Origin of the sequence: Streptomyces sp. NPDC097617 (assembly GCF_044761485.1) — a bacterium.
GTDB lineage: Bacteria > Actinomycetota > Actinomycetes > Streptomycetales > Streptomycetaceae > Streptomyces.
The window spans coordinates 146,285-167,599 of sequence record NZ_JBIWCL010000019.1; the positions used below are offsets into that span (position 1 = coordinate 146,285).

The following is a 21,315-nucleotide window of genomic DNA, read 5'->3' on the forward strand; positions in this document are numbered from 1 at the left end:
CTTTCCCGGACGCGGCCCGCGGAAGCCACCCGGATGGCGTTCGGAGGCCGAATCCGGCGGAAAGCCGTGCCCCGGAGCACCAGATGTCTGCCAGCCGGACGCACGGCGGGCCCGGCTTGCCATGACCTTGCCATAGCCGCCGCGCCTCAGGCGGGCTCGGGCACCCCCGGGTGCAGGTCGACCGGGAGCGCCGAGCGGCCGGGGATGTTCAGCTTGCGGTAGACACGTGTCAGGTGCTGCTCCACCGTACTCACGGTGATGTAGAGCTTCTTGGCGATCTCACGGTTGGTGCGGCCGTGCACCGCGAGGAGCGCCACCCGCCGCTCCGACTCGCTCAGGCTCGCCACCAGCCCGGCGTCCGGCGCTTCGGCCGCGTCGACCGCCGTGCCCTCGCCGGTGCGGCCGGGCAGGATCCGCTCGCACAGCGCATGCGCCCCGCACTCCCGGCCCAGGTGCCAGGCCCGGCGCTCGACCATGGCCGCCCGTACGGGCTCGCCCACCTCGCGCAGCACCTGCCCGAAGTCGCCCATGGCGCGGGCCAGTTCATACCGGTCCCCCGAGCGCTGCAGTTCGTCCACGGCCCTGGCCAGCATCGCCTGCCGCTCCTTCGGCTCGCGCAGCGAGGCCCGCAGCCGCAGCGACATGCCCCGCACCCAGGGGTCGGCCGCGTCGTGCGTGGTGAGTTGATCCGCCAGGAAGCGCTCCGCCTGGTGCGTCTCGCCGAGCCGCACCAGCGCCTCGGCCGCGTCCGTGCGCCAGGGCAGGACCCGCGGTCGGTCCAGGCCCCAGCGCTTCATGTGGCGCCCGATGTCAAGGAAGTCGCCCAGGGCCGCGTGGAACCGGCTCGTCGCCAGCGCGTAGTGGCCCCGGGCCCGCAGGTGCCCCAGCCCGTGGACGCTGCCCGCCAGCCCCGCGGGGACGGGCCGGACCAGTTCGGCCGCCGCCTCCTCCAGCCGGCCCGCGGCCACCAGGGCACGGACCCGGATACCCGCGACCGCGCTCAGCAGGACGCTGCCGCCGCGCGCCGGCGCCGCCCGCAGCACCTCCTCGGCGGCCTCGGCCGCGCCGGTCAGGTCGCCGAGCCGCAGCCGCGCCTCGGCGAGCAGAGCGCCGAACACGGCCTGCCGTCCGGTGGTTGCGCCCTCCGCCGCCCGGTGGGCGAACTCCTGGCACCAGGGCAGCGCCCGGCCCGCGCCGTCCAGGTACATCAGGGTGCGCAGCGCCTGGGCCACCGGTTCCACCGTGCCCTCGGCGAGGGTGGCGCCCCGGAGGAACAGCTCGGCCGACCGGGCGGCCGTGCTCTCCTCCGGCTCCACCGGGAGGGTCCACAGCGCCGCCGGGTGGACGGCGGTCCTGGGCAGCCGGGCGGCCGGCGCCACGACGGCGTCCGCCGGGGCGCCGGAGCGGGCGGAGGCCGCCCACCGGGGGAACGCCGATAGACCGTCCAGCGGGTCCTGCCCGCGACCGCCGCCTCGAGCCCCGTCACCGGCCGCGAGCCGCTCCAGTACCTCGACCGACTCGTCGATACGGCCCTGCGCGGCCAGCATCCGGGCCAGCGGGCGCAGGGCCGCCGGGCCGAGCCGGCCGGCGCCCGCGGCGGCCAGCGGGGCCGCGAGGTACTGCTCGGCGGCGGCCGGGTCGGTGCGCGCCGCGACGGCGGCGAGCCGGATACCCACCTCGGCCCGCGGCGCGTCGTCCGGGCACGCCTCGTGGGCGAGCCGCAGGAGGGCCTCGGCCTGTTCCGGGGCGCCCTGGGCGAGGTGTTGCTCGGCGGCGGAGCGCAGGACGGGCAGGGCCCATTCCTCACCGGTGTGCCGTGCGGCGAGGAGCTGTCCGGCGACCGCGGTGTCGGGCGCCCCGGACGCGCGGGCCAGTAGGGCGGCCTCCTGGTGCAGGGCCGATCTCGCGGCCGGGTCGATCCGCTCGAGTACGGCGGCCCGCGCGGCCGGGTGGCGGTACCCGGGCCGGTCGGCGGGGTCGAGCAGCCCGGCGGCGGCCAGCGCGGCGAGGGCCCGGTCCGCGGCGGCTTCGGCGGCGCCGGTCAGCCGTACGAGGAGCTCGGGCGTCGCCAGGTCGTCCAGTACGGCGATCGCCGCGGCCAGTTCGGCCGTCGCGGGGCCGCAGCGGTGCAGGCAGGCGAGGACCGCCTGGGCGTAGGCCTCGCCGGGCCGGGCCCGCGGGTCCTGGAGCAGGGCCCGCAGCAGCAGCGGGTTCCCCCCGCTGACCTCGTACAGCCGCAGGGCCTCGGCCTCGCCCTCGGCCTCCGTCAAAGTGCCGGTCCCGATGCCGGAACCGGTACCGGTGCGGTCGGCAAGCATCGCGCGGATCGCCTCGGGGGCCAGCCGTGCCAGGCGCACCGGCACGAAGTGGGGCAGGCGCAGCAGTTCGGTGCGCAACAGCGGGTCCGCACCGCTTTCGTGCGGGGATCCGGCGAGGACCAGCAGGACCTTGGAGCGGCGGGTCGCGCGTGCGAGGTGCAGCAGGTAGCGGGCCGAGAGCTCGTCGGCGTGGTGCAGGTCGTCGACGCAGATCACCACCGGCGCGCAGGAACTCAGTTCCCCGACGGCCGCGGCGAAGGCCCCCATGGCCGCGACCCGTTCGGCTGCCTCCGGGGCGGGCGCGGCGGGCAGCGCGCCCGCCGGGGCATCGGCGGCGAGTTGGCCCAGGACGCCGAGCGGGTGACTGCGTTCGTCCGGGGTTCCGACCGCGCGCAGGACGAGGGCCCCCCGCGTCTCGGCCTCCCCGGCGACCGTTTCCAGGAATTCGCTCTTCCCGCATCCGACCGCGCCCTCGACGAGCACCAGCGCGGAATTCCCGTCCGCGCAGCAGCTGTCAAGCAGTGCGGTCGGCAGAGAATGTTCCTCGGCACGGCGGAACAACACCATAAGAGTCCCCCAGTGTCCCCGTTCCGAATTCCATGCATTCAGGAAGGGAATGCGGATAAGGAAAAGGGGTGTTCGAGCGGCGATCCAGCGAGAATTCCGGATCAGTCTAGGCGGGAAATTCTCGTGCAGGAGCGCCCCACGGTGGCCGGAAGCTGCCAGGCATGAATCACCGTTCAATCGCCACGACGGCCGGCGGGAAAGATCCGGCGCGGGATATCGCGCGGGTGGCCGGGGGTCTGCCACTCGCGGGGATAGCCCACGGAGACCTCCTCGAAGCGGACGCCGTCGTACCAGGTGGTGCGCGGGATGTGCAGGTGGCCGTAGACGACGGCGGCGGCCCGGAAGCGCAGGTGCCAGTCGGCGGTGAGTTCGGTGCCGCACCACTGGGCGAACTCGGGGTGGCGCAGGATGCCGGTGGGGTTGCGGACCAGCGGGAAGTGATTGACGAGCACCGTGCGCAGGTCGGGGTCGCAGGCGGCGAGCCGCTCCTCGGTGGCGGCGACCCGGGCCCGGCACCAGGCCTCGCGCGAGGCGTAGGGGTCGGGGTGCAGCATGAACTCGTCGCTGCACACGACCCCGGCCTCGTAGGCCTGCTCCAGCGCCTGCTCCTTGGTGGCGGCCGTCGGCGTGCGGAAGGTGTAGTCGTACAGCAGGAAGAGGGGAGCCACCACGAGGGGTCCCCCCGGCCCCGACCAGACGGGGTAGGGGTCTTCCGGGGTGTGCACGCCGAAGGAGCGGCAGATCTCGACGAGCCTTCGGTAGCGGGCCTCTCCGCGCAGTGGGTGCGGATCGTCACGCACGGTCCACAGTTCGTGGTTTCCCGGCGCCCACACCACCGTGGCGTAGCGCCGGGTGAGTAGGTCGAGCACCCACCGGAGATCGTCGAGCGACTCGCTCACGTCACCGGCCACGACGAGCCAGTCGGCGGGGCTGTCGGGATAGAGCTCCTGGACGATCCGGCGGTTCTCGGGGAATCCGACATGGAGGTCGCTGATACCCATGAGGTTTCCGTGCGGCATTCCGTGAGTGTGAACGGCCCGGCCACCGTTGAACACCCCTTCCCCACCCCTCAATTGCCGATTGCGACCCGAGTTCGGGTCGATGACAGGGCGATGACAGGGCGATGGGACGGCGATGGGATGGCAGGGGGATGGCAATGCCTGCGGGGCGGCCGCCGGGGCCCTGGCAGGGGCGGCGCCGGCGGGGCGGCGGATGGCAGCACCCTGGGAGGAATCGGGGTCCTTCGGGTGCCGGTCCGGCTGACCTGGGCCTTCGTTCCTGGTCCCGGCGGGGCGGTGGGGCGAGCGTGGGAGCTGTCGGACCGAACCAGCGACCCGAGGGAATGCCGTGCTCACAAAGCTCCTGCCCACGAACGTCGCGACCGCCGAGGCCACCACCGATCCCGCCGACGTCTTCCTCTACCCCGAGGAGGAGCTCCTGATCCGGAACGCCGTACCCAAGCGGCGCCTGGAGTTCGGCACGGTCCGGTGGTGCGCCCGTCGCGCCATGGGAACGCTGGGGCTGCCCCCGGCTCCCGTGGTGCCGGGCCGGCGGGGCGCCCCGCAGTGGGCGCCTTCGGTCGTGGGCTCGATGACCCACTGCGCGGGCTTCCGGGGCGTGGCTCTGGCGCACAGCGCCGAGTTCGCCTCGGTCGGCGTCGACGCGGAGCCCAACGCCCCGATGCCGGAGGGGGTGCTCGACTCGATAGCGCTGCCCCAGGAGCTCCGCCACGTGCGGGAGCTGGAGGAGGAGGCGCCCGATGTGGCGTGGGACCGGCTGCTGTTCAGCATCAAGGAGGCCGTCTACAAGACGTGGTTCCCGCTCACGGGCCAGGAGCTCGACTTCACCGACGCCCTGGTGAGCGTCGATCCGAACGAACGGACCTTCCGTGCCCGGCTGCTGCCGGATCCCGAAATGCTCTCCCCGGCCGGGCCGACCGTGTTCAGTGGCCGCTGGTCGGCGGAGAACGGCGTACTGCTGAGCGCGATCGCGGTGCCTGCCGCCCGGCCGGCCGCCGCGGGCGCTCCGGTACGACGAAGCGCTCCCCGCATCTGCCGTGCGGGGAGCGCTCTTTGAACCGGGCTCGTCAGCGGCGCCGGGTCACGTCCACTGGTCGTCCTCGGGGGTGGCGGCCGGAATCGGCTCCTCCCCCTCGTGGGCGGCGGCGGTCACGGACTGAACGGACACGTTGGCAGCCACCGGGCCCGACACAGTCTGAACCCCCATCGCCAATACCACACTCACCACGGCAGTCAAGTAAATCGAAGATACCTTAACGGAAATTATCCGCACGACTTCCCCCAGTCGAAGATCGAGAACCACTCACCGGTACCGTCCGATACTTCCCACTCGGCGGCTCCAGGTGATGCGAACAGAGTGCTTGATCTCGATCAATCACGCCAAGGGCGGTACGTTGGCGTAAAGTTACGTGGCAGCTAATACACCAACCAGCGGGGGCTGAGATGGTTACTGGGGAAAGCTCGGATTCCGGGTTCGCCGAGCTGGACGACGTCAGTGCAGCGGCGTACGGTCTCGCGGTCGAGTGCGGCCGTTTCTTACGCGAGCAGATCGCCGAGCAGCTGTCGCTGACCCCCCAGGAGATCGCCCGGGTCGAGCAGGTGCTGACCGGGGTCCGTCTGCTGCAGTCCATGCCGGGGGACCCGTGCGCGCTCACCCCCGTCACCCCCGACGTGGCCGCCGCGTCCCTGGTGGCGCCCGCCGAGCGGCACATACGTGACCTCCAGCAGGCGGTCACCGACGTCCGGGCGAAGCTGCTGTCCCTGACGCCGCTGTACTTCGAGGGCCGCCGGGTGCGCAATCGCCTGGAGGCCTTCGACGTCATCACCGACGTCTCGCGGATCCAGTCGATGCTGAACCACCTGACACAGAACTGCAAGACGGAGCTGCTGACCGTCCAGCCCGGTGGCGCGCGCCCGGCGTACGCGCTCGCGTCGGCCCGCGAGTCGGCGCTGACCACCCTCTCGCGGGGCGTCGCGATCCGGACCATCTACCAGCACACCGCGCGCAACGACCTGCCGACGCGCAGCTACGTCCGCGAGGTCACCGAACAGGGCGCGGAGATCCGTACCGCCGACGAGGTCATCGACCGTCTGATCATCTACGACCGGGAGGTGGCCTTCCTGCCTGAACGCTCCGCCGGTGAGCGCATCCCCGGGGCGGCGATCGTCCGCGAGCCCACGCTCGTGGCGTTCCTGTGCTCCGTCTTCGAGTACCTGTGGGACGGTGCCTCGCCGTACGTCGTCGAGTCCCAACGCTCCCCCGCCTCCTCCGACGAGCTCAAGTGGTCGATCATCCGGTTGATGACCAAGGGCTACAAGGACGAGATGGTCGCCCGCCGGCTCGGCATGTCCGTGCGCACCTGCCGGCGCCACATCGCCGAGATCACCGAGGAACTGGAGGCGACGAGCCGTTTCCAGGCGGGCTACAACGCCGCCCGGCAGGAAATGCTCTCCGGGGGTCCGACGGCCTCCATGTCGTGATCCCGGCGACGCGGCTCAGGATCCGGACGCCTCGTCGAGCGCCTCGGTGATGGCATCCACGCAGTCCTGGTCGAGCATCGTCGTGACATGGGCGTCCTGGAGCCGGCCGAAGCCCGCGTCGTACACCGCGGCACTGACGACGTAGCCGTCGGCGACCTGGAACGTGCGGAAGATCCACTCGTCCCCGGTCCCGGCGGTCCCGTCCGGCCGCTGGACCCGCACGGCCCGGCCGTCCGGGCCGAAGCCGAACTCCGTGAAGCGGAACTGCATGCCCTGGCCGATCGCCTTGCTGTAGGCCTCCTTGAGGGTCCACAGCCGCACGAGGGCGTCGTTGCGCTCGGCCTGCGGCATCCCGGACAGCAGCACGGACTCGTACGGGGTGCAGATGTGCCGGCCCAGTCCCTTGCCGTGCATCTCGCGGTCGGCGCGCTCGGCGTCCACCCCGATGAGGCCGCAGGTCGTCAGCCCCACGAGCAGCAGGTCCTCGGTGTGGCTGAGGCTGATGTCGATCTGATCGCAGCCGCGCAGGTACGGGCGGCCGGTCGGCCCGTAGGCGAGCTCCAGGTCCGCGGGATCGCTGTCGAGGACCGCGCTCGCCGCGTGCTTCAGGAGCATCCGGGAGGCGATGTAGCGGCCGCGTACGTCGGCGTGCGTCAGGTCGAGGTAGCGCGTCCAGTCACGGCCGAGCAGCTCGCGCAGCCCTTCGCCGGAGGGCACCCTCGGCTCCAGGTCCTTCAGCCAGGCGTAGACCAGCGCCGTCCCGTGGGTGGCGAGGTCCTCTCTGACCCGGTCCCACGAGTCGCCTCCCGGTACCACGGCGACGGGCTCACCCAGCGGCGGGCCGAGCGAGGGGCTGCCCGGGGCAGTCATGCGTACTCCTTCACGAGGGTGTGGATCTCCCGGAGGGTGCGTGCCTCCAGCAGACGGTGCACGGGGACCCGGTGGCCGGACTCCTCCAGGAGCGCCACCAGGCGGAGCAGGTTCAGCGAGTCCCAGCCGGGCAGGTCCACCAGTCGGGTGTCCGCGCCCCGGGGCGCGGGGGATGCGGTCGGCGCGGGGTCGAGCCCGAGGTCGAGGCCGAGGTCCTCGCGGACCGCCCGCAGGAACACATCGAGGCTATCGAGGTTCATCGGCCCTCCCTCCACCCGGGGTTTCGGTGATGCGCACGTGCGCGGGGACGTCCGGCAGCCGCGCCAGGTCGTGGTGGAACTCCACCGTCCCGTCAACGGATCCGGCGGACGGGTTGGTTCCGCCCGATCCGCCCGATCCGTCGGCTCCGTCGGCTCCGTCGGCTCCATGAGTCCCGTCGGCGGGGACTGCCCGCGTGAACCCGCAGGACGGGTAGACCTCGCGGGACCGGCGGTTGCGGGCGTTGGGGACGTAGGCGGCGGTCACCGCGGACAGCCCGAGTGCGCGCGCCCGGGCCAGCAGCACGGCGAGTGCGGCCTGTTCGACCCCGCGGGCGAGCACCCGGCAGCTGAGCCACATGTTGTCCAGGTGCAGCACCCCCTCGGCGACGGTCCCGAGCACCGCTCCGACCAGCCCGTTGTCACCGAACCGGTCCGCGCTGCGGGCGACGAGCAGCAGCCGCTGGGGGTCGGCCGCCAAGGCGGCCAGCTCCGACTCTGTATGGCCCCCTCCGGTCAGGTTGAACTGATGAGTACGCAGGGTCAATTGGGACACGCGGGCGAATTCGTGGCGCCGGGGCGGCCCCAGGCCGACCGTCACCTCCAGGGCCCGCAGGAACTGCTCTTGCGAGCCCGAACCCGCGTGCAGCGCCCGGCGCTCGCGCTGCCTGCGGTACTCGCCGCCTCTGGCCCGGTCCTCGCCGGTCAGGGCCAGGGTGTCGAACCAGCCGTCGGCCAGCAGCCGGGTGAGGTGCAGCGCGGGCTCCTCGTCGAGCGCCACGACCGCCACCTGCGGTGCCCCGAGGCGCACTTGGGCACGCTCGGCCGGCGAGTCGTCGGCGAACACCAGGGCGTCGGCGCCGAGGTCCAGCGTCCGCGCGATGGCGGTGAGATTGCCGTCCTTGGGCTCCCAGTTGGCGTGGACGGCCGCGAAGTCGGCTTCACGGAGGAGGAGATCGGGATGCGTGCTCAGTGCCTCCAGGACCGGACCCTCCTCGTTCTTGCTGCTCACCGCGAGGAGCACGCCCTGGGAGGCGAGCTGTTTGACGCACTTCTGGAAGGCGCCGAACGCCTCGCCGCGGAGCGTGCCGGCCGCGGCGATGCCGTCGGGTCCGTCGTCGCCGAGCACCCCGTCCCACAGGGTGTTGTCGAGGTCGAGCACCAGGCACTTGCGGACCCGGCCGCGCACCGCGCGGGCCAGGTGGCCGATCTCGCAGGCGTAGGCGGCGAGGAGTTCCGCGCCGAGCCGGACCTTCGCATGGCGGTCCAGGCGCGGGTCGGTGACCGGCCCGCCCTCGCCGGCCAGGGGTTCGAGGTCGATCACCACCAGCCGGGCGGCGGTCTCGGTGAGCCGCAGCAGCCGCGCGTTGAACTCCCGCCACACGGCCCCGAGAAGGGCCCTGGAGCGGTGGTCGACGAGCTGGTGGCTGTAGGTGCGCGGCAGCGGGACCGTGTTGAGCACCAGCGTGCCGGGGGCCCCGGCCACCAGCGCGGCGCACCTCTCGAGCGCCTCCTGCCCCGCGCGCTCCACGTCCTCGACCCGCCACACCGCCGGGACCTGGGAGAACACCGTCTCGGCGTCCAGCAGGCACAGGGTGAGCTCCGGTGCGGCCCGCCGCAGCTCGCTGCCCGGATCGCTCAGATCGCGCAGGTAGGTGCCGTGTTCCCCGAGCACGGCACGCAGCAGCATCCCGTGGCGGGCCAGTTCGCCCCGGAGCGGGTCGAGGACGTGGCCCACCGTGGACTGGCCGGTGACGGCCACCTTCACGACGGGGGTCCCCGGGTGGTGGTCCAGGACGGCGTCGGCATCGACCCCGGCGAGCAGCCGGCCCGCCCCGGCCACGGCCGCCCGGTCCACGTCCTCCTGCGCGAGCAGCGCCGGTACCCGGTCGTACGCCTTCTCCAGCAGTCCCTGGGCGCGCAGTTCGCGCAGCTGCTCCAGTCCCGTCGCCATGGCCGCCCTCACACCTTCTCCAGGGCGAATCCGGCCCTGATCCACCGGCTGGACTCCACGCACAGGGCCAGCGCGCGGTCGCCCGTGGCCAACTCGGGGAGTAGTCGTTCGAGTTGGAGGAAGGGCAGGGCGTTTCCGGTGTTGCCTGTCTCGGCCACGCAGGAGATCTCCCGGGCGGGCCCGGCCGGCAGCCGTTCGACGATCCGGGCGGTCATCCGCCCGGACAGCTGGGGCGGCAGCAGGAAGCCGATGTCGTCGAGGCTCCAGCCGAGCCCGTCGAGCAGTTCCCAGAAGATCTCCACGGAGATCGCGGGCACGTGCTCCTCGATCGCCTTGTAGTCCTCGGCCAGCATCGGCCGCTCCGAGTCCCGGTCGGTGGTCCCGTACCAGTCCAGGAGCTGGCCGGGCGGACGGCCCCGCCCGGTCCAGGAGTTCAGGACGGCCCGTACGGCGACCCGCTCGCCCTCGGGTTCGTCCGTGAGGACGGCGGCGCCGGCCCCGTCGCCGAACAGGACGTAGTTGACCAGTTCCTCGGTGGGCATCCGGGCGGTGTCCCGCCGGGGCGACAGGAAGCGGTGCGTGACGTCCCCGCCGAGGACCAGGCCGGCCCGGCGTCCGCCGAGGATCAGCGTGCGGCCGAGGTCCAGAGCCTGGACGGCGCCGGAACAGCCCGCTTGGAGCTGGTAGACGGGCAGGTGGTCCAGGCCCAGCCGGTCGGCGACCTCGCTCGCTGTGCTCGGCAGGAGCAGGTCGGGGGTCGCGGTCGCGAGCACCACGAACTCGATGTCGGCGGGGCCGAGTCCGGCGGCGCCCATGGCCCGCGCGCCCGCCTCGGCGCACAGGCCGGCGAGCGAGCCGCGGACCTCTCCGGTGACCGGGTCCCAGCCGAAGTGCCGGGTCCTGGTGCCGACGAAGAGGTCGATCCACTCCTCGCCGACGCCCAGCATCCGGCCGAGCGCGGCGTTGTCCACCGGCTCGCCGGGCAGGGCCGTACCGGTGGCGGCGACGTACACCGTGCCGCGGTCGGCGGGGTCCGCTCCGCGCGTCATGCCGACCTCGCCAGGAGCATGTCGTCGAGGAAGGCGGCCAGCGAGCCGACCGACCGCAGGGCGGGCAGCATCTGCTGCACGGACACCTCGCCGACGCGGGGCAGCCTGGCCTCCACCTGGTTCTTGAGCTGCATGATCATCACCGAGTCGAAGCCCAGGTCCTCGTAGAAGCGGGCCTCGCGCACCACGCGCTCCGGCGGATAACCGCCGACCTCGGTGACGGCCTGCACGACGGCCTCCAGCACCGGGTCGTCGGCGCGCGCGACGGGCGCCACCGGGTCCGGGCCCGGCTCGGGGGGAACGGGCGGGACGACGGGCGGCCGGGCGACCGGCCCGGCCGTGCTCACGAAGGCCTGCCGGTCCCAGTGACGCTGCTCCGCCGAGAAGACGTACGGGGCCAGCGGCTCGACGATCCGCTGCTCGGGGGCGTACAACTCCTCCCAGCGCGGTTCGAGCCCGCCGCGGTACAGGGCGGCGACGGTCTCCGCCAGCTCCTGACCGGTGGCCCCGGCGCCCGGGGCGGGGTGCAGGTGCTCCGCCCCCGGTACGCGGCCGCCCCGGGCGGCGATCCGGAGCAGCTGACCGCGCGGGCCTATCTCGATGAGATGGGTGGGGGCGACGTCCAGGGCGAGCGCCCCGAGCGCGGTGTCCATGAGCACGGGCTCCTCGATCTGGTCGGCCCAGTAGCCGGCGTCCATGGGTTCGTGGCGCAGGATCCGGCCGTGCCGGGTCGAGGCCACCGGGATGGCGGGCGGCGCGCACGGCACCGTCTCGGTGCGCAGGGCCGCCGCGGCCGGGGCCATCAAGGGCGAGTGGAAGGCGTACGGGGCCGGCAGCGGCCCGACCCGCACGCCGCGCCCGGTGAGCTCCCGCCCGATCCGCTCCAGCGCTTCGCGGGGTCCGGAGAGCAGGGTGTCCGCGGGGCCGTTGAGCGCGGCCACGACCGTGCCCGGTTCGCCGGCCAGCAGGTCGGCGAACTCCTCGGGGCCCGCAGCCACGGCGATCATCGCGCCGCCCGCGGGAAGTTCGGCCGTGAGCGCGCCGCGCCGGACGACCAGGCGGGCGGCCTCGGCCAGGTCGAGCGCGCCCGCGGTGACGGCCGCGGCGTACTCGCCGAGGCTGTGGCCGAGGACCGCGGCCGGGGTGATGCCGAGCGAGGTGAGGGTGCGGGCCAGGGCGTATCCGACGGCGAACAGGGCGGGCTGCGCGAACTCGGGCCGGTGCACCCGCTCGTCGCCGGAGAGGATCAGCTCGCTCACCGACTCGCCGAGGTGCGCCGCGATCGCCGCGTCGGCCTCCGCCAGATGGCGGCGGTAGGCCGGGGACTCCCGGTGCAGCCCCGCCGTCATACCGGGGAACTCGCTTCCCTGGCCCGTGAACAGGAAGGCCACCACGGGCCTGCCCCACGGGCGCCCGGCGCTCCCGGGCTCCTCCTGCGGGGTCGCCGCCCGGCGAAGTGCCGCCACGAGCTCGTCGGTGTCGCGCACCGGGGCCGCGAACCGGTACGGCAGGCCGGTCTTGACGCGGTTGCTGCTCCAGCACAGGGCGGCCGCGCCGCCGCGCGGCCGCCCCGCCACCGCCTCGGCCTGCGCGGCCAGGTTGCGGAGCAGCGCCTCGGGGGTGTCGCCGCTGACCGTGAACACGCCGACGGCGTCGCGCGCCGCGCCGCCGCGTGCTCCGGTGCTTGCCGCGGGTCGGGGGGTCGGTGGGGCGGAGCCGAGTACGGCGTGGGCGTTCGTACCGCCCATGCCGAAGCTGCTCACCCCGGCGAGGCTCTCTCCGCGCGGCAGCCGCATCGGCGACTTCAGCAGCCGCATGCCCCGTTCGCCGAGGCGCAGTTGCGGGTTCTCGCGCGCGGCGAACAGGCTGGCGGGGACGATCCGGTGGTGCAGGGCCAGGACGGTCTTGATGAAGCCGGCGATGCCCGCCGCGCCCTCGGTGTGGCCCAGGTTGCCCTTGACGGAGCCGATGGCGCACGGGGTGTCGCGCGGGACGCCGTGCACCGCGCCGAGCGCCGCGCACTCGATGGCGTCGCCCAGTACGGTCCCGGTGCCGTGCGCCTCCACGAAGGCGACCCGGTCCGGGGTGACCCCGGCGCGCCGGTACGCGGAGTTCAGCACCCGCTGCTGCGACCAGCGGTTGGGGGCGATCACCCCGTTGCTGCGGCCGTCCTGGTTGACGGCGCTGCCGCGCAGCACGGCGTAGATCCGCCGGCCGTCGGCGAGGGCGTCCTCCAGCCGGCGCAGCACCACCAGGCCCACGCCGTCGCTGCGGCCGATCCCGTCGGCGTCCGCGCTGAAGGGCTTGCAGCGGCCGTCGGCCGCGGCCAGGCCGAGCTGTCCGTAGACCATGCCCAGCGAGGGCGAGAGCACGATGTTGACCCCGCCGGCCAGCGCGGTGTCGCACTCCCCGGCCAGCAGGGAGTTGGCGGCGAGGTGGACCGCGACGAGCGAGGAGGAGCAGGCCGTGTCGACGGCCAGGCTCGGTCCGGTGAGGTTGAAGTGGTAGGAGATCCGGTTGGCGGCCATGCCGGCGCTGCTGCCGGCGCCGAGCAACGGGGTGACGCGCGCGAGGTCGCTCATGGTCAGGCGGCCCCACTCGCCGCCCATCACCCCGACGAACACCCCGGTCTCGGTGCCGGCGAGGTCGCCGGGCGCCCGGCCCGAGTCCTCCAGGGCCCGCCAGGCGCAGGGCAGCAGCAGCCGGTGGTGCGGGTCCATCGCGGCGGCCTCGCGCGGGGTGACGGAGAAGAAGTCGCTGTCGAAGACATCGGCGTCGTCGATGAACCCGCCGCTGCCGCTGACGGCGGGGAAGTCCCGGGCCTCCCAGCGCTGCCCGGGGACGGGGCCGGTCCCGGCCCCGCCGCGCATCAGCAGGTCCCAGTACGCCCGCACGCCCGCCGCCCCGGGGAACGTGCAGTCGATCCCGACGACGGCAATGTCCCCCATCAGGGCCGGCCCTGCGCGTCCGGCGATCCGACCGACAGCACCGACGACAGGTGTCCGACGAGGCTCGCCACGGTCGGGTGGTCCCAGAGCAGGGTCGGTTCCACCTCCAGGCCGAACTCGTCCTCCAGGTCGCCGCACAGGCTCAGCGCCGCGACCGAGTCCATGCCGTACTCGGCGAACGGCACGGTGGGGTCGATGGTCTCGGGCGCACGCCGCAGGTAGAGCGAGAGCCGGGCGTACAGCCACGCGTGCGGCAGTGCGCCGTCGGCGGCCGCGGTCGGCCGATCCGTGGGAACGGTCATCGTGGGACTCCTTCGATGCGTACGGCGCATCCGACGGCGGACCGGGGACACCGGTCAGCCGGGGATGGGACTGGAGTAGAGGTCGTAGCTGATCTGGGTGCTGAAGCGGAGCTGGACCTCGTGCCGGATCCGGGTCTCGCACTCCGCCGGCAGGTCGGCGACGCGCGTGCCCAGCCGCCGGGCGATGCGGTGCAGTGCGGCGGCCGCCCAGGACGGGTCGGCGAGGAAGGGGTCGGGGCCGTAGCGGGCCTGGTCCCACAGGCCCAGGACGGCGGCCGCGGCCAGCAGCAGCGCGTACCGGTCCATGAGGGCGAACCGGGCGGGCCGGGCGCTGGCCGCCGCGCCGGCCGCGTCCAGGGCGAGCACCCGGGCGCGTACGTCGCGGAACTCCTCGACGAGCTGTCCGGCGAGCCTGCGCAGGGCGTTCTCGACGGGGCCGGTGCCCTCGATGCTCGCGCCGACGGCGAGCATGGTCGCGCTGAGGGAGTCCCGTCCGCAGGCGAGGCTGAGCCGGTCGGTCCGCAGCGGCGGCAGGTCTGCGTGCAGCCGGAACAGCCCGGCGGGCGCCTCGTCCTCGACGAACCAGGAGCCGCGGGCCAGGTGCGGCATCTGCGGGATGACCGTGGCCTGGCAGGCGACGGTTCCGGCGTGGCCGAGGCTGAGCACCGGCACGTCCCGGACGTGCTTCTGGAAGATGCCGAGGGTGCCCTCGCGGGTGTAGAAGCCGGAACCCAGCACGATGGACAGGTCGTACATGGTCTCGGTGAGCACCCGGGGCAGCAGGTACTTGAGCGCCGCCGAGTAGACGCTGGTCTCGGCGGGCAGCAGGTGCAGCGCCCTGGTGGCGACCACGGCCAGGGCGTCGTACAGGAGCAGGTTGACGAAGGCGTTGGTGAGGGCCGCCCCGGTACGGCCGCCGTCCCGGCCGCCGCCCGCCTGCCAGCTGCCGGAACGCTCCCGGTCGAAGCGGACGGCGGTGCGCAGGCTGGTGTCGAGCGCGGCGACGGCCGTCGCCGCGATCACGGTCCGGCTGATCTGGAACGACCTCAGGGCCGTCTCGATACCGCTGCCCTCCGGGCCCAGCAGGGCGGAGGCGGGCACCGGGCAGTCGTCGAACTCCACTCCGGCGAACCGGCAGCCGCGCAGCCCGACCGGGGTCCGGCGCGCCGTCACCGCCGCGCGTGCGTCGGTCAGCTGCCCGGGCTCCAGCAGGAGCACCGAGTGGCTGCGGCTGCCGGGGTCGGGGTCGGTACGGCAGAACAGGACCAGTGCCCCGGCCCGTTCCAGGTTGTTGACCATCGGCTTGCCGCCGCTGATGAGATAGCCCTCGCCGCCGCGGCGGGCGGTGACCTGGCTGCGTACGTAGTCGTTGCTGTGGGCCGTCTCGTGCTGCGCGATGGCCGCCTTGCCGCCGCCCTGCAGCAGCCCGGCGAGCCAGTGCCGCTGCCGGGAGGTGCCGGCCGTCCACACGTCGGAGGCCGCCATGAAGGTGGTCATGCCGTGGCCCATGGCCAGGCCCACGTCCCGGCGGAAGACCGGGCGCATGATCCTGACCAGGGTGTCCATCCCGTCGAGCCGCCCGCCCAGGGCGCGCGGTATGTACTCGTCGGTGATTGCGAACTCGTCGAGCAGCGCCTCGCCGGCGGCGAAGGGCACGGCGGCCCGGTCGGCCTCCAGCAGGGCGGTGTAGCCGACCGGGTTGGCCGGGTCGCAGGGGTCGCCGAAGCGCGCCTCCAGCTCGGCCACGCGGGCCCGGACGGCGTGTTCGCGCTGCTGCGCCACCTGCTGCTCGCCGAGGAGCGAGGTCACCACCGTCTTCCTCCGTCGGCTCCTTCCGGCCTCAGCAGGTCGTCGCCGAACAGGGCGTCCTCGATCCGGACCAGCGCCCGTACGTCCGGGGTCAGCACCTCGTACTCGCCGCGCAGCACCCCGTCGAGGAAGAGCCCCCGCATCAGGGTGCGCTGGACCTTGCCGCTGCTGGTGCGGCGTACGGTGCCGGGGCGGACGAGCAGGACGTTGCCGGCCGGGATCTCGAACTCCTTGCCGATCAGCGCCTGTATCCGCTGCGCGACGGTCCTCAGCTCGGCGCCGCCCGCTCCGCGCACCTCCTGCACGAGGACGAGCTGCTCGCCGCCGGCGTCCACGGAGAAGGCCGCGCCCGCGCCGAAGGTCAGTGCGGGGCTGATCGTCCGGGCGGCCCATTCGATGTCCTGCGGGTACACGTTGCGGCCGTTGATGATGACGACTTCCTTGAGCCGTCCGGTGACGAACAGCTCGCCGTCCTCCAGCATGCCGAGGTCGCCCGTGCGCAGGAAGTTGCTCTCCTCGCCATTGAGGGCCGCGAGGAAGGTGTGGACGCTCTCGGCGGGCCGCCGCCAGTAGCCGCGGGCCACGCTGTGGCCGCGCAGCCAGATCTCGCCGACGGCGCCGGCCGGGAGTTCGTAGTGGGTCAGCGGGTCGACGATGCGCACGTCCACGTCGACCGGGGTGCCGCAGCCGACCAGGGTCCGGGCGCGCTCCCCGGATCCGGCCCGCAGCACCTGGTCGCGCTCCAGGGCGGCCTGGTCGAAGTCCTTGCGGCTGTGCGGGGCGCCGGGGACCCCGCCGGAGACGACCAGGGTCGCCTCGGCCAGTCCGTAGCAGGGGTAGAGGGCCTCGGCTCGGAAGCCGGCCGGGGCGAACCGCTCCGCGAACGCGTCGAGGCTCTCGGGGCGTACGGGTTCGGCGCCGTTGAGGGCGAGGCGCCAGCGGGACAGGTCGAGGGCGGCGATCTGCTCGTCCTTGACCCGGCGTACGCACAGGTCGTAGCTGAAGTTCGGGCCGCCGCCCACGGTGACGCCGTACTCGTCGATGGCCTGGAGCCAGCGCAGTGGGCGTTTGACGAAGGACAGCGGGGTGACCTGGACGCTGTGGCTGCCGAGCCAGACCGGGTGCAGCAGGTGGGCCACGAGTCCCATGTCGTGGAAGTGGGGCAGCCAGCTGCCGAAGCGGTCCTCGCGGGTGGTGCGCAGCACCTTCTGCAGGGCGGCCTGGTTCGCCAGGAGGTTGTGGTGCGAGACGGTGACGCCGCGCGGTTCGGATACGGAGCCCGAGGTGTACTGGAGGAAGACGAGGTCGTCCGCGCGGGCGGTGACGGGCCTCCAGGCGTCGGCGTCGCCGATGCCGGGCGTGTCGGTGACCAGGCAGGCCGTGTCCGGACGGGAGTTGCGGGCGAGCCAGAGGGCGACCTCGGGCGCGGCGGCCGTCTCGGTGAGGACCAGCTTCGCGCCGGTGTCCTTCAGTACGGCGGCGGTCCGGCCCAGCCGCTGGTCGCGGCCTGCCTCCCCCGGCATCGGTACGGGGACCGCGACGGCTCCCGCGTAGAGGCAGCCGGCGAAGGCCTTGAGGAATTCGGCGGTGGAGGAGAACAGGAGCAGCACCGGCTCGCCGGTCACCGCGTACTCCTGGAGGCAGGAGGCGATGCGTCTGGCCTCGCGGTCCAGCTCCCCGTAGGTCAGGTGCTCGGCCTCCACGCCGCCGGCCGCCTCGCGCAGGAAGATGTGCACGTCCTCGTCGGCGAGTTCGGCCGCCCGAACCCGGAGGAGTTCGGTGAAGGTGGCGAAGCGTGACTCTGACATCCGCGGCATCCCCTCGGGTCTGCGGGCCCGTGGAGTGGCGGACCTCGATTCCCGGATCATGCGCGCGCCTCCTTAAGGGGCGCTTGGGTGCGCGTGCGCCCGCCCGTCCCCGGGGCGGGCGGGGCCGCGGCGGGGCCCGCACCCCTATCCCGGTCAGGGGGTGGTCGCTGTTCTCCGCGCGCTCCCCGGACGTTTTCAATGGCAGGTACTGCCCAGGGCGGTCGCCATCGGCGCGCCCCGACGGCCGAAGAGACGGGTGGAGCATGACAGTTGCCGATGTCGGTGTCCGAGTGGCCGAACTAGGAGCGATCAAGGAGTCCGCCGGGCTGGGCCCGTCGCCGAGCGCCTCCGAGGCGCAGCACGCCCGCGGCAAGCTGACGGTGCGCGAACGCCTCGACCTGCTCTTCGATCCGGGCACCTTCCGTGAGATCGAGCAGTTGCGCCGGCACCGGGCCACCGGCTTCGGCCTGGAGGACCGCAGACCGTACACCGACGGTGTGGTGACCGGCTGGGGCAAGGTCGGCGGCCGCCGGGTGTTCGTGTACGCCCACGACTTCCGGATCTTCGGCGGCTCGCTCGGCGAGGCGCACGCGCAGAAGATCCACAAGGTGATGGACCTGGCGCTGGCCGCGGGCGCCCCGCTGGTGTCGCTGAGCGACGGCGCGGGGGCCCGGATCCAGGAGGGGGTCACCGCGCTCGCCGGATACGGCGGCATCTTCCGCCGCAACGTGGCCGCCTCCGGGGTGATCCCGCAGATCAGCGTGATGCTGGGGCCGTGCGCGGGCGGCGCCGCCTACTCCCCCGCGCTGACCGACTACGTGTTCATGGTGCGCGACATCGCGCAGATGTACGTCACCGGCCCCGACGTGGTGCAGGCCGTGACCGGCGAGCGGATCAGCCACAACGACCTCGGGGGCGCGCAGGTCCACTCCACGGTCTCCGGCGCCAGCGCCTTCCTGTACGACACCGAGGAGGAGTGCCTGGAGGAGGTACGGCACCTGCTGTCGCTGCTGCCCTCCAACAACCGGGAGATGCCGCCCGCCACGGTCACCGCGGACCCGGCCCACCGGCGCAACGGCGCGCTGTCCCACCTGGTGCCGGCCGATCCGGCCCACTCGTACGACATGCGCGCCGTGATCGAGGAGATCGTCGACGACGGCGACCTGTTCGAGGTCCACGCCCACTGGGCGACCAACATCATCTGCGCTCTGGCCCGGCTGGACGGCCATGTGGTGGGGGTCGTCGCCAACCAGCCGGCGTCCCTCGCCGGGGTGCTGGACATCAACGCCGCCGAGAAGGCCGCCCGGTTCGTACAGACCTGCGACGCCTTCAGCATTCCGCTGGTGACGCTCGTGGACGTCCCGGGCTTCCTGCCCGGCAGCGATCAGGAGCACGGCGGGGTCATCCGGCACGGCGCGAAACTGCTGTACGCGTACTGCGCGGCCACCGTGCCCCGGGTGCAGGTGATCCTGCGCAAGGCCTACGGCGGGGCCTACATCGTCATGGACTCCCGCTCGATCGGCGCGGACCTGTCGTTCGCCTGGCCCACCAACGAGATCGCCGTCATGGGCGCCGAGGGCGCGGCCAATGTCGTCTTCCGCCGGGAGATCGCCGCATCCGACGACCCGGAGGCGGCCCGCGCCCAGCGCGTCAAGCAGTACCGGCAGGAGCTCATGCACCCCTACTACGCGGCCGAGCGCGGCCTCGTCGACGATGTCATCGACCCCGCCGCGACCCGGCAGGTACTGGCGGACGCCCTGGAGGTACTGCGCGCGAAGCACGTACCGCTGCCCGAGCGCAAGCACGGCAACCCGCCGTTCTGATGGGCGAGTCGGCCGAACCACCCGTGAAGATCGTGCGCGGCGCACCCGACGGCACGGAGCTGGCCGCGGCCCTCCTCGCGCTGCTCTCCGCCGCCCGGCGCCCGCACGAGGCCGAGGAGAAGAACGCACCGCCGCCCCCGCCACCGCCCCGGGCCCACTGGGGTCCCGCGCGCGGCTGGCGTCCGCCGGGCGCCTGGACCTCCCCGTGAGCCCGTGGACCGGGCCGGGCCCCCACCGAAAGGACACCACCGACGATGACCCCTACGACGACCATGACCTCCGCACCGACGGCCTCTGCCGCCGCGCCGACGACCGGCGACTGGCTGCGCCGCTTCCACCCCGCCGAGGACGCCCCCCTGCGGCTGTTCTGCTTCCCGCACGCGGGCGGCGCGGCCAGCTACTACTTCCCGATGTCCCGGGCCCTGTCCCCCTGCGCCGACGTCCTGGCCGTGCAGTACCCGGGCCGCCAGGACCGGCGCCACGAACGCTGCGTCGAGGATCTGCGGGAGCTCGCCGATCTGGTCGTCGCGCAGCTGCGGCCCTGGTGCGACCGGCCGGTGGCGCTGTTCGGGCACAGCCTGGGCGCCTCCCTGGCCTTCGAGGTGGCGCTGCGGCTCCAGGAGGCCGGCGACCCCGCCCCGGTGGCGCTGTTCGCCTCGGGCCGGCGGGCCCCCTCGCACCACCGCGAGAACCAGCTGGTCCACCTCGCACCCGACGATCAGCTGCTGGCCGAGATCAGGGCGTTGAGCGGAACGGACCCGGCGGTCCTGGCCGACGACGAGCTGCTGCGGTCGGTCCTCCCGGCGATCCGCGGCGACTACAAGGCCGCGGAGACCTACCGCTACCGCCCCGGCCCCGCCCTGACCTGCCCGATCACCGTACTCACCGGGGACATAGACCCCGCGGTGACGGCCGAGGAGGCCGCCGGCTGGGCCGACCACACCGATGGCCCGTTCGCCCTGCACCGCTTCGCCGGGGGCCACTTCTACCTCAACCGGCACAGCGCCGAGGTGATCGACCTGATCCGTCAGCAGCTCGCCTGAACCGCACCACCGGGTCCGGCCACCGCCGCGCGGTGGCCGGACCCGGCCGGTTCTCTGCGCAGTACGGCGCATTCACGGCGGAAAGTGGTGAAACCTGATCGGCAGTGCGGCGTTAGAAGGGTGGGCCGCCGTTTCGCCCGCGGCTCAGACGCGAGCACGAGGAGCACGATGACACACCCGAAGCCGGCCGGACGTGGTCGGATGAAGCTGGCAGCCCGATGCCGGGTGGCCACGGAGGCCCCCGCCTTCGGGATGGTCGTCTTCTGCGCGATCCTCTTCAACGCCGCACTGATGGGGGTGGAGACGTACAGCGGGCTCGCCGCGGAGCACCGGCTCGTCCTGCAGGGCGCGGAGAACTGCTGCCTGGTCCTGTTCACCGTGGAGATGCTGCTGCGCGTGGGCGCCTGCGCCGACCGGCCGAAAGCATTCTTCCGCGACCCGTGGAACCTCTTCGACCTCGCGGTGGTGGCCTCCGCCTTCGTCCCGCTCGTCCGCGAGAACACCACCCTGCTGCGGCTGCTGCGGCTCGCCCGCGTGCTGCGCACCGCCCGCTTCCTGCCGCACCTGCGCATCCTGCTGATCGCCGTCGGCCGCAGCCTGCCGGGCACCGCCAGCTTCCTGTTCGTGGGCGCGCTGGTGCTGTACGTGTACGCCATGGTCGGCTGGGTCTGCTTCGCGCAGTCCGATCCCGGGCACTACGGCTCGGTGGGCCGCGCCATGCTGACGCTCTTCCTGCTGACCACGCTCGACGGGCTGACCGACGCGGTCCGCGCGGGACTGCAGATCTCCCGGCTGAGCATCGTCTACTACGCCTCGTACGCGCTGCTCGCCTCCTTCGTCCTGGTGAACGTGCTGATCGGGGTCGTCCTCAACTCCCTCGACGAGGCACGCGAGATGGAGGACGAGGCGAACCGCGCCCCGGCGGACGCCGACCCCGACGTCCGGGCCCGGATCGCGACGGCCCGCCGGGCCCTGGACGAGATCGAGGCGAGCCTGCCTCCCGCGGGCGAGCGGCCGGAACAGTCGGAGCGCAGACTGGAGGCCTCGCACACCGGGGCCTGAGCTCG

The 21,315-nt window shown here is 73.4% G+C and carries 17 protein-coding genes; 6 read left to right on the forward strand and 11 right to left on the reverse strand.

Annotated elements, in window-relative coordinates; all coding sequences use genetic code 11:
- Nucleotides 1–146: 146 nt before the first annotated feature.
- Nucleotides 147–2,879: an AAA family ATPase gene (locus ACIQZO_RS27220; protein ID WP_403630932.1), complete on the reverse strand. Its 2,733-nt coding sequence runs from the start codon at nucleotides 2,877–2,879 to the stop codon at nucleotides 147–149.
- Between the two features lie 179 nt (nucleotides 2,880–3,058).
- Nucleotides 3,059–3,886 carry a metallophosphoesterase family protein gene (locus ACIQZO_RS27225; protein ID WP_403630934.1) on the reverse strand — a complete coding sequence of 276 codons (828 nt, stop codon included), beginning with the start codon at nucleotides 3,884–3,886 and terminating at the stop codon, nucleotides 3,059–3,061.
- 346 nt (nucleotides 3,887–4,232) lie between these two features.
- On the opposite strand from ACIQZO_RS27225, the gene ACIQZO_RS27230 reads away from it, so the two are divergent.
- Nucleotides 4,233–4,961 carry a 4'-phosphopantetheinyl transferase gene (locus tag ACIQZO_RS27230; RefSeq protein WP_403630937.1) on the forward strand — a complete coding sequence of 243 codons (729 nt, stop codon included), beginning with the start codon at nucleotides 4,233–4,235 and terminating at the stop codon, nucleotides 4,959–4,961.
- 24 nt (nucleotides 4,962–4,985) lie between these two features.
- Here the strand turns inward: ACIQZO_RS27230 and ACIQZO_RS27235 are convergent, their stop codons facing one another.
- Entirely contained in the window at nucleotides 4,986–5,111 is a 126-nt protein-coding gene (locus tag ACIQZO_RS27235) for a hypothetical protein (protein WP_403630940.1), read from the reverse strand.
- A gap of 236 nt (nucleotides 5,112–5,347) precedes the next feature.
- Between ACIQZO_RS27235 and ACIQZO_RS27240 the strand changes: the two genes are divergently transcribed.
- Nucleotides 5,348–6,385 (forward strand): LuxR C-terminal-related transcriptional regulator, encoded by a 1,038-nt coding sequence (locus ACIQZO_RS27240; protein WP_403630943.1) that lies wholly within the window; start codon nucleotides 5,348–5,350, stop codon nucleotides 6,383–6,385.
- Nucleotides 6,386–6,400: 15 nt separating this feature from the next.
- Here the strand turns inward: ACIQZO_RS27240 and ACIQZO_RS27245 are convergent, their stop codons facing one another.
- The 8 genes from ACIQZO_RS27245 to ACIQZO_RS27280 are packed head-to-tail and all read right to left on the reverse strand — an operon-like array spanning nucleotide 6,401 to nucleotide 17,391.
- Nucleotides 6,401–7,255 carry a 4'-phosphopantetheinyl transferase family protein gene (locus ACIQZO_RS27245; RefSeq protein WP_403630946.1) on the reverse strand — a complete coding sequence of 285 codons (855 nt, stop codon included), beginning with the start codon at nucleotides 7,253–7,255 and terminating at the stop codon, nucleotides 6,401–6,403.
- Nucleotides 7,252–7,515 (reverse strand): phosphopantetheine-binding protein, encoded by a 264-nt coding sequence (locus tag ACIQZO_RS27250; protein WP_403630947.1) that lies wholly within the window; start codon nucleotides 7,513–7,515, stop codon nucleotides 7,252–7,254. The genes ACIQZO_RS27245 and ACIQZO_RS27250 overlap by 4 nt, the downstream gene beginning before the upstream one ends.
- Nucleotides 7,502–9,466, reverse strand: coding sequence for an HAD-IIIC family phosphatase (locus ACIQZO_RS27255; RefSeq protein ID WP_403630950.1), 1,965 nt, complete (start codon nucleotides 9,464–9,466; stop codon nucleotides 7,502–7,504). The genes ACIQZO_RS27250 and ACIQZO_RS27255 overlap by 14 nt, the downstream gene beginning before the upstream one ends.
- Before the next feature lie 8 nt (nucleotides 9,467–9,474).
- On the reverse strand, nucleotides 9,475–10,515 hold the full coding sequence (locus ACIQZO_RS27260; protein WP_403630953.1) for a 3-oxoacyl-ACP synthase III family protein: 1,041 nt from the start codon (nucleotides 10,513–10,515) through the stop codon (nucleotides 9,475–9,477).
- On the reverse strand, nucleotides 10,512–13,463 hold the full coding sequence (locus ACIQZO_RS27265; RefSeq protein ID WP_403630955.1) for a beta-ketoacyl synthase N-terminal-like domain-containing protein: 2,952 nt from the start codon (nucleotides 13,461–13,463) through the stop codon (nucleotides 10,512–10,514). Before ACIQZO_RS27265 ends, ACIQZO_RS27260 begins: the two co-directional genes overlap by 4 nt.
- The gene (locus ACIQZO_RS27270) at nucleotides 13,463–13,765 is read right to left on the reverse strand and encodes an acyl carrier protein (protein ID WP_403630958.1); all 303 of its coding nucleotides are present in this window, start codon (nucleotides 13,763–13,765) and stop codon (nucleotides 13,463–13,465) included. The genes ACIQZO_RS27265 and ACIQZO_RS27270 overlap by 1 nt, the downstream gene beginning before the upstream one ends.
- 54 nt (nucleotides 13,766–13,819) lie before the next feature.
- On the reverse strand, nucleotides 13,820–15,577 hold the full coding sequence (locus ACIQZO_RS27275; protein ID WP_403630961.1) for an acyl-CoA dehydrogenase: 1,758 nt from the start codon (nucleotides 15,575–15,577) through the stop codon (nucleotides 13,820–13,822).
- A complete protein-coding gene (locus tag ACIQZO_RS27280; RefSeq protein ID WP_403630963.1) occupies nucleotides 15,571–17,391 on the reverse strand; it encodes a fatty acyl-AMP ligase in 1,821 nt (606 codons plus the stop codon). Before ACIQZO_RS27280 ends, ACIQZO_RS27275 begins: the two co-directional genes overlap by 7 nt.
- Before the next feature lie 254 nt (nucleotides 17,392–17,645).
- On the opposite strand from ACIQZO_RS27280, the gene ACIQZO_RS27285 reads away from it, so the two are divergent.
- From ACIQZO_RS27285 to ACIQZO_RS27300, 4 genes are all read left to right on the forward strand, one after another.
- Nucleotides 17,646–19,205, forward strand: a complete 1,560-nt coding sequence (locus ACIQZO_RS27285; RefSeq protein ID WP_403630966.1) for an acyl-CoA carboxylase subunit beta — start codon at nucleotides 17,646–17,648, stop codon at nucleotides 19,203–19,205.
- On the forward strand, nucleotides 19,205–19,414 hold the full coding sequence (locus ACIQZO_RS27290) for an acyl-CoA carboxylase subunit epsilon (RefSeq protein WP_403630969.1): 210 nt from the start codon (nucleotides 19,205–19,207) through the stop codon (nucleotides 19,412–19,414). The genes ACIQZO_RS27285 and ACIQZO_RS27290 overlap by 1 nt, the downstream gene beginning before the upstream one ends.
- A gap of 63 nt (nucleotides 19,415–19,477) precedes the next feature.
- Nucleotides 19,478–20,248 carry a thioesterase II family protein gene (locus tag ACIQZO_RS27295; RefSeq protein WP_403631009.1) on the forward strand — a complete coding sequence of 257 codons (771 nt, stop codon included), beginning with the start codon at nucleotides 19,478–19,480 and terminating at the stop codon, nucleotides 20,246–20,248.
- Between the two features lie 168 nt (nucleotides 20,249–20,416).
- Entirely contained in the window at nucleotides 20,417–21,310 is an 894-nt protein-coding gene (locus ACIQZO_RS27300; RefSeq protein ID WP_403630972.1) for an ion transporter, read from the forward strand.
- The last annotated feature ends 5 nt before the right edge of the window (nucleotides 21,311–21,315 follow it).

What these genes read in the sequence shown, in the direction of transcription:
- ACIQZO_RS27225 (WP_403630934.1), bottom strand. Translation starts at nt 3,886, where the DNA reads ATGGGTATCAGCGACCTCCATGTCGGATTCCCCGAGAACCGCCGGATC.
- ACIQZO_RS27235 (WP_403630940.1), bottom strand. Translation starts at nt 5,111, where the DNA reads ATGGGGGTTCAGACTGTGTCGGGCCCGGTGGCTGCCAACGTGTCCGTT.
- ACIQZO_RS27240 (WP_403630943.1), top strand. Translation starts at nt 5,348, where the DNA reads ATGGTTACTGGGGAAAGCTCGGATTCCGGGTTCGCCGAGCTGGACGAC.
- ACIQZO_RS27245 (WP_403630946.1), bottom strand. Translation starts at nt 7,255, where the DNA reads ATGACTGCCCCGGGCAGCCCCTCGCTCGGCCCGCCGCTGGGTGAGCCC.
- ACIQZO_RS27250 (WP_403630947.1), bottom strand. Translation starts at nt 7,515, where the DNA reads ATGAACCTCGATAGCCTCGATGTGTTCCTGCGGGCGGTCCGCGAGGAC.
- ACIQZO_RS27255 (WP_403630950.1), bottom strand. Translation starts at nt 9,466, where the DNA reads ATGGCGACGGGACTGGAGCAGCTGCGCGAACTGCGCGCCCAGGGACTG.
- ACIQZO_RS27260 (WP_403630953.1), bottom strand. Translation starts at nt 10,515, where the DNA reads ATGACGCGCGGAGCGGACCCCGCCGACCGCGGCACGGTGTACGTCGCC.
- ACIQZO_RS27265 (WP_403630955.1), bottom strand. Translation starts at nt 13,463, where the DNA reads ATGGGGGACATTGCCGTCGTCGGGATCGACTGCACGTTCCCCGGGGCG.
- ACIQZO_RS27270 (WP_403630958.1), bottom strand. Translation starts at nt 13,765, where the DNA reads ATGACCGTTCCCACGGATCGGCCGACCGCGGCCGCCGACGGCGCACTG.
- ACIQZO_RS27280 (WP_403630963.1), bottom strand. Translation starts at nt 17,391, where the DNA reads ATGCCGCGGATGTCAGAGTCACGCTTCGCCACCTTCACCGAACTCCTC.
- ACIQZO_RS27285 (WP_403630966.1), top strand. Translation starts at nt 17,646, where the DNA reads ATGACAGTTGCCGATGTCGGTGTCCGAGTGGCCGAACTAGGAGCGATC.
- ACIQZO_RS27290 (WP_403630969.1), top strand. Translation starts at nt 19,205, where the DNA reads ATGGGCGAGTCGGCCGAACCACCCGTGAAGATCGTGCGCGGCGCACCC.
- ACIQZO_RS27295 (WP_403631009.1), top strand. Translation starts at nt 19,478, where the DNA reads ATGACCTCCGCACCGACGGCCTCTGCCGCCGCGCCGACGACCGGCGAC.
- ACIQZO_RS27300 (WP_403630972.1), top strand. Translation starts at nt 20,417, where the DNA reads ATGACACACCCGAAGCCGGCCGGACGTGGTCGGATGAAGCTGGCAGCC.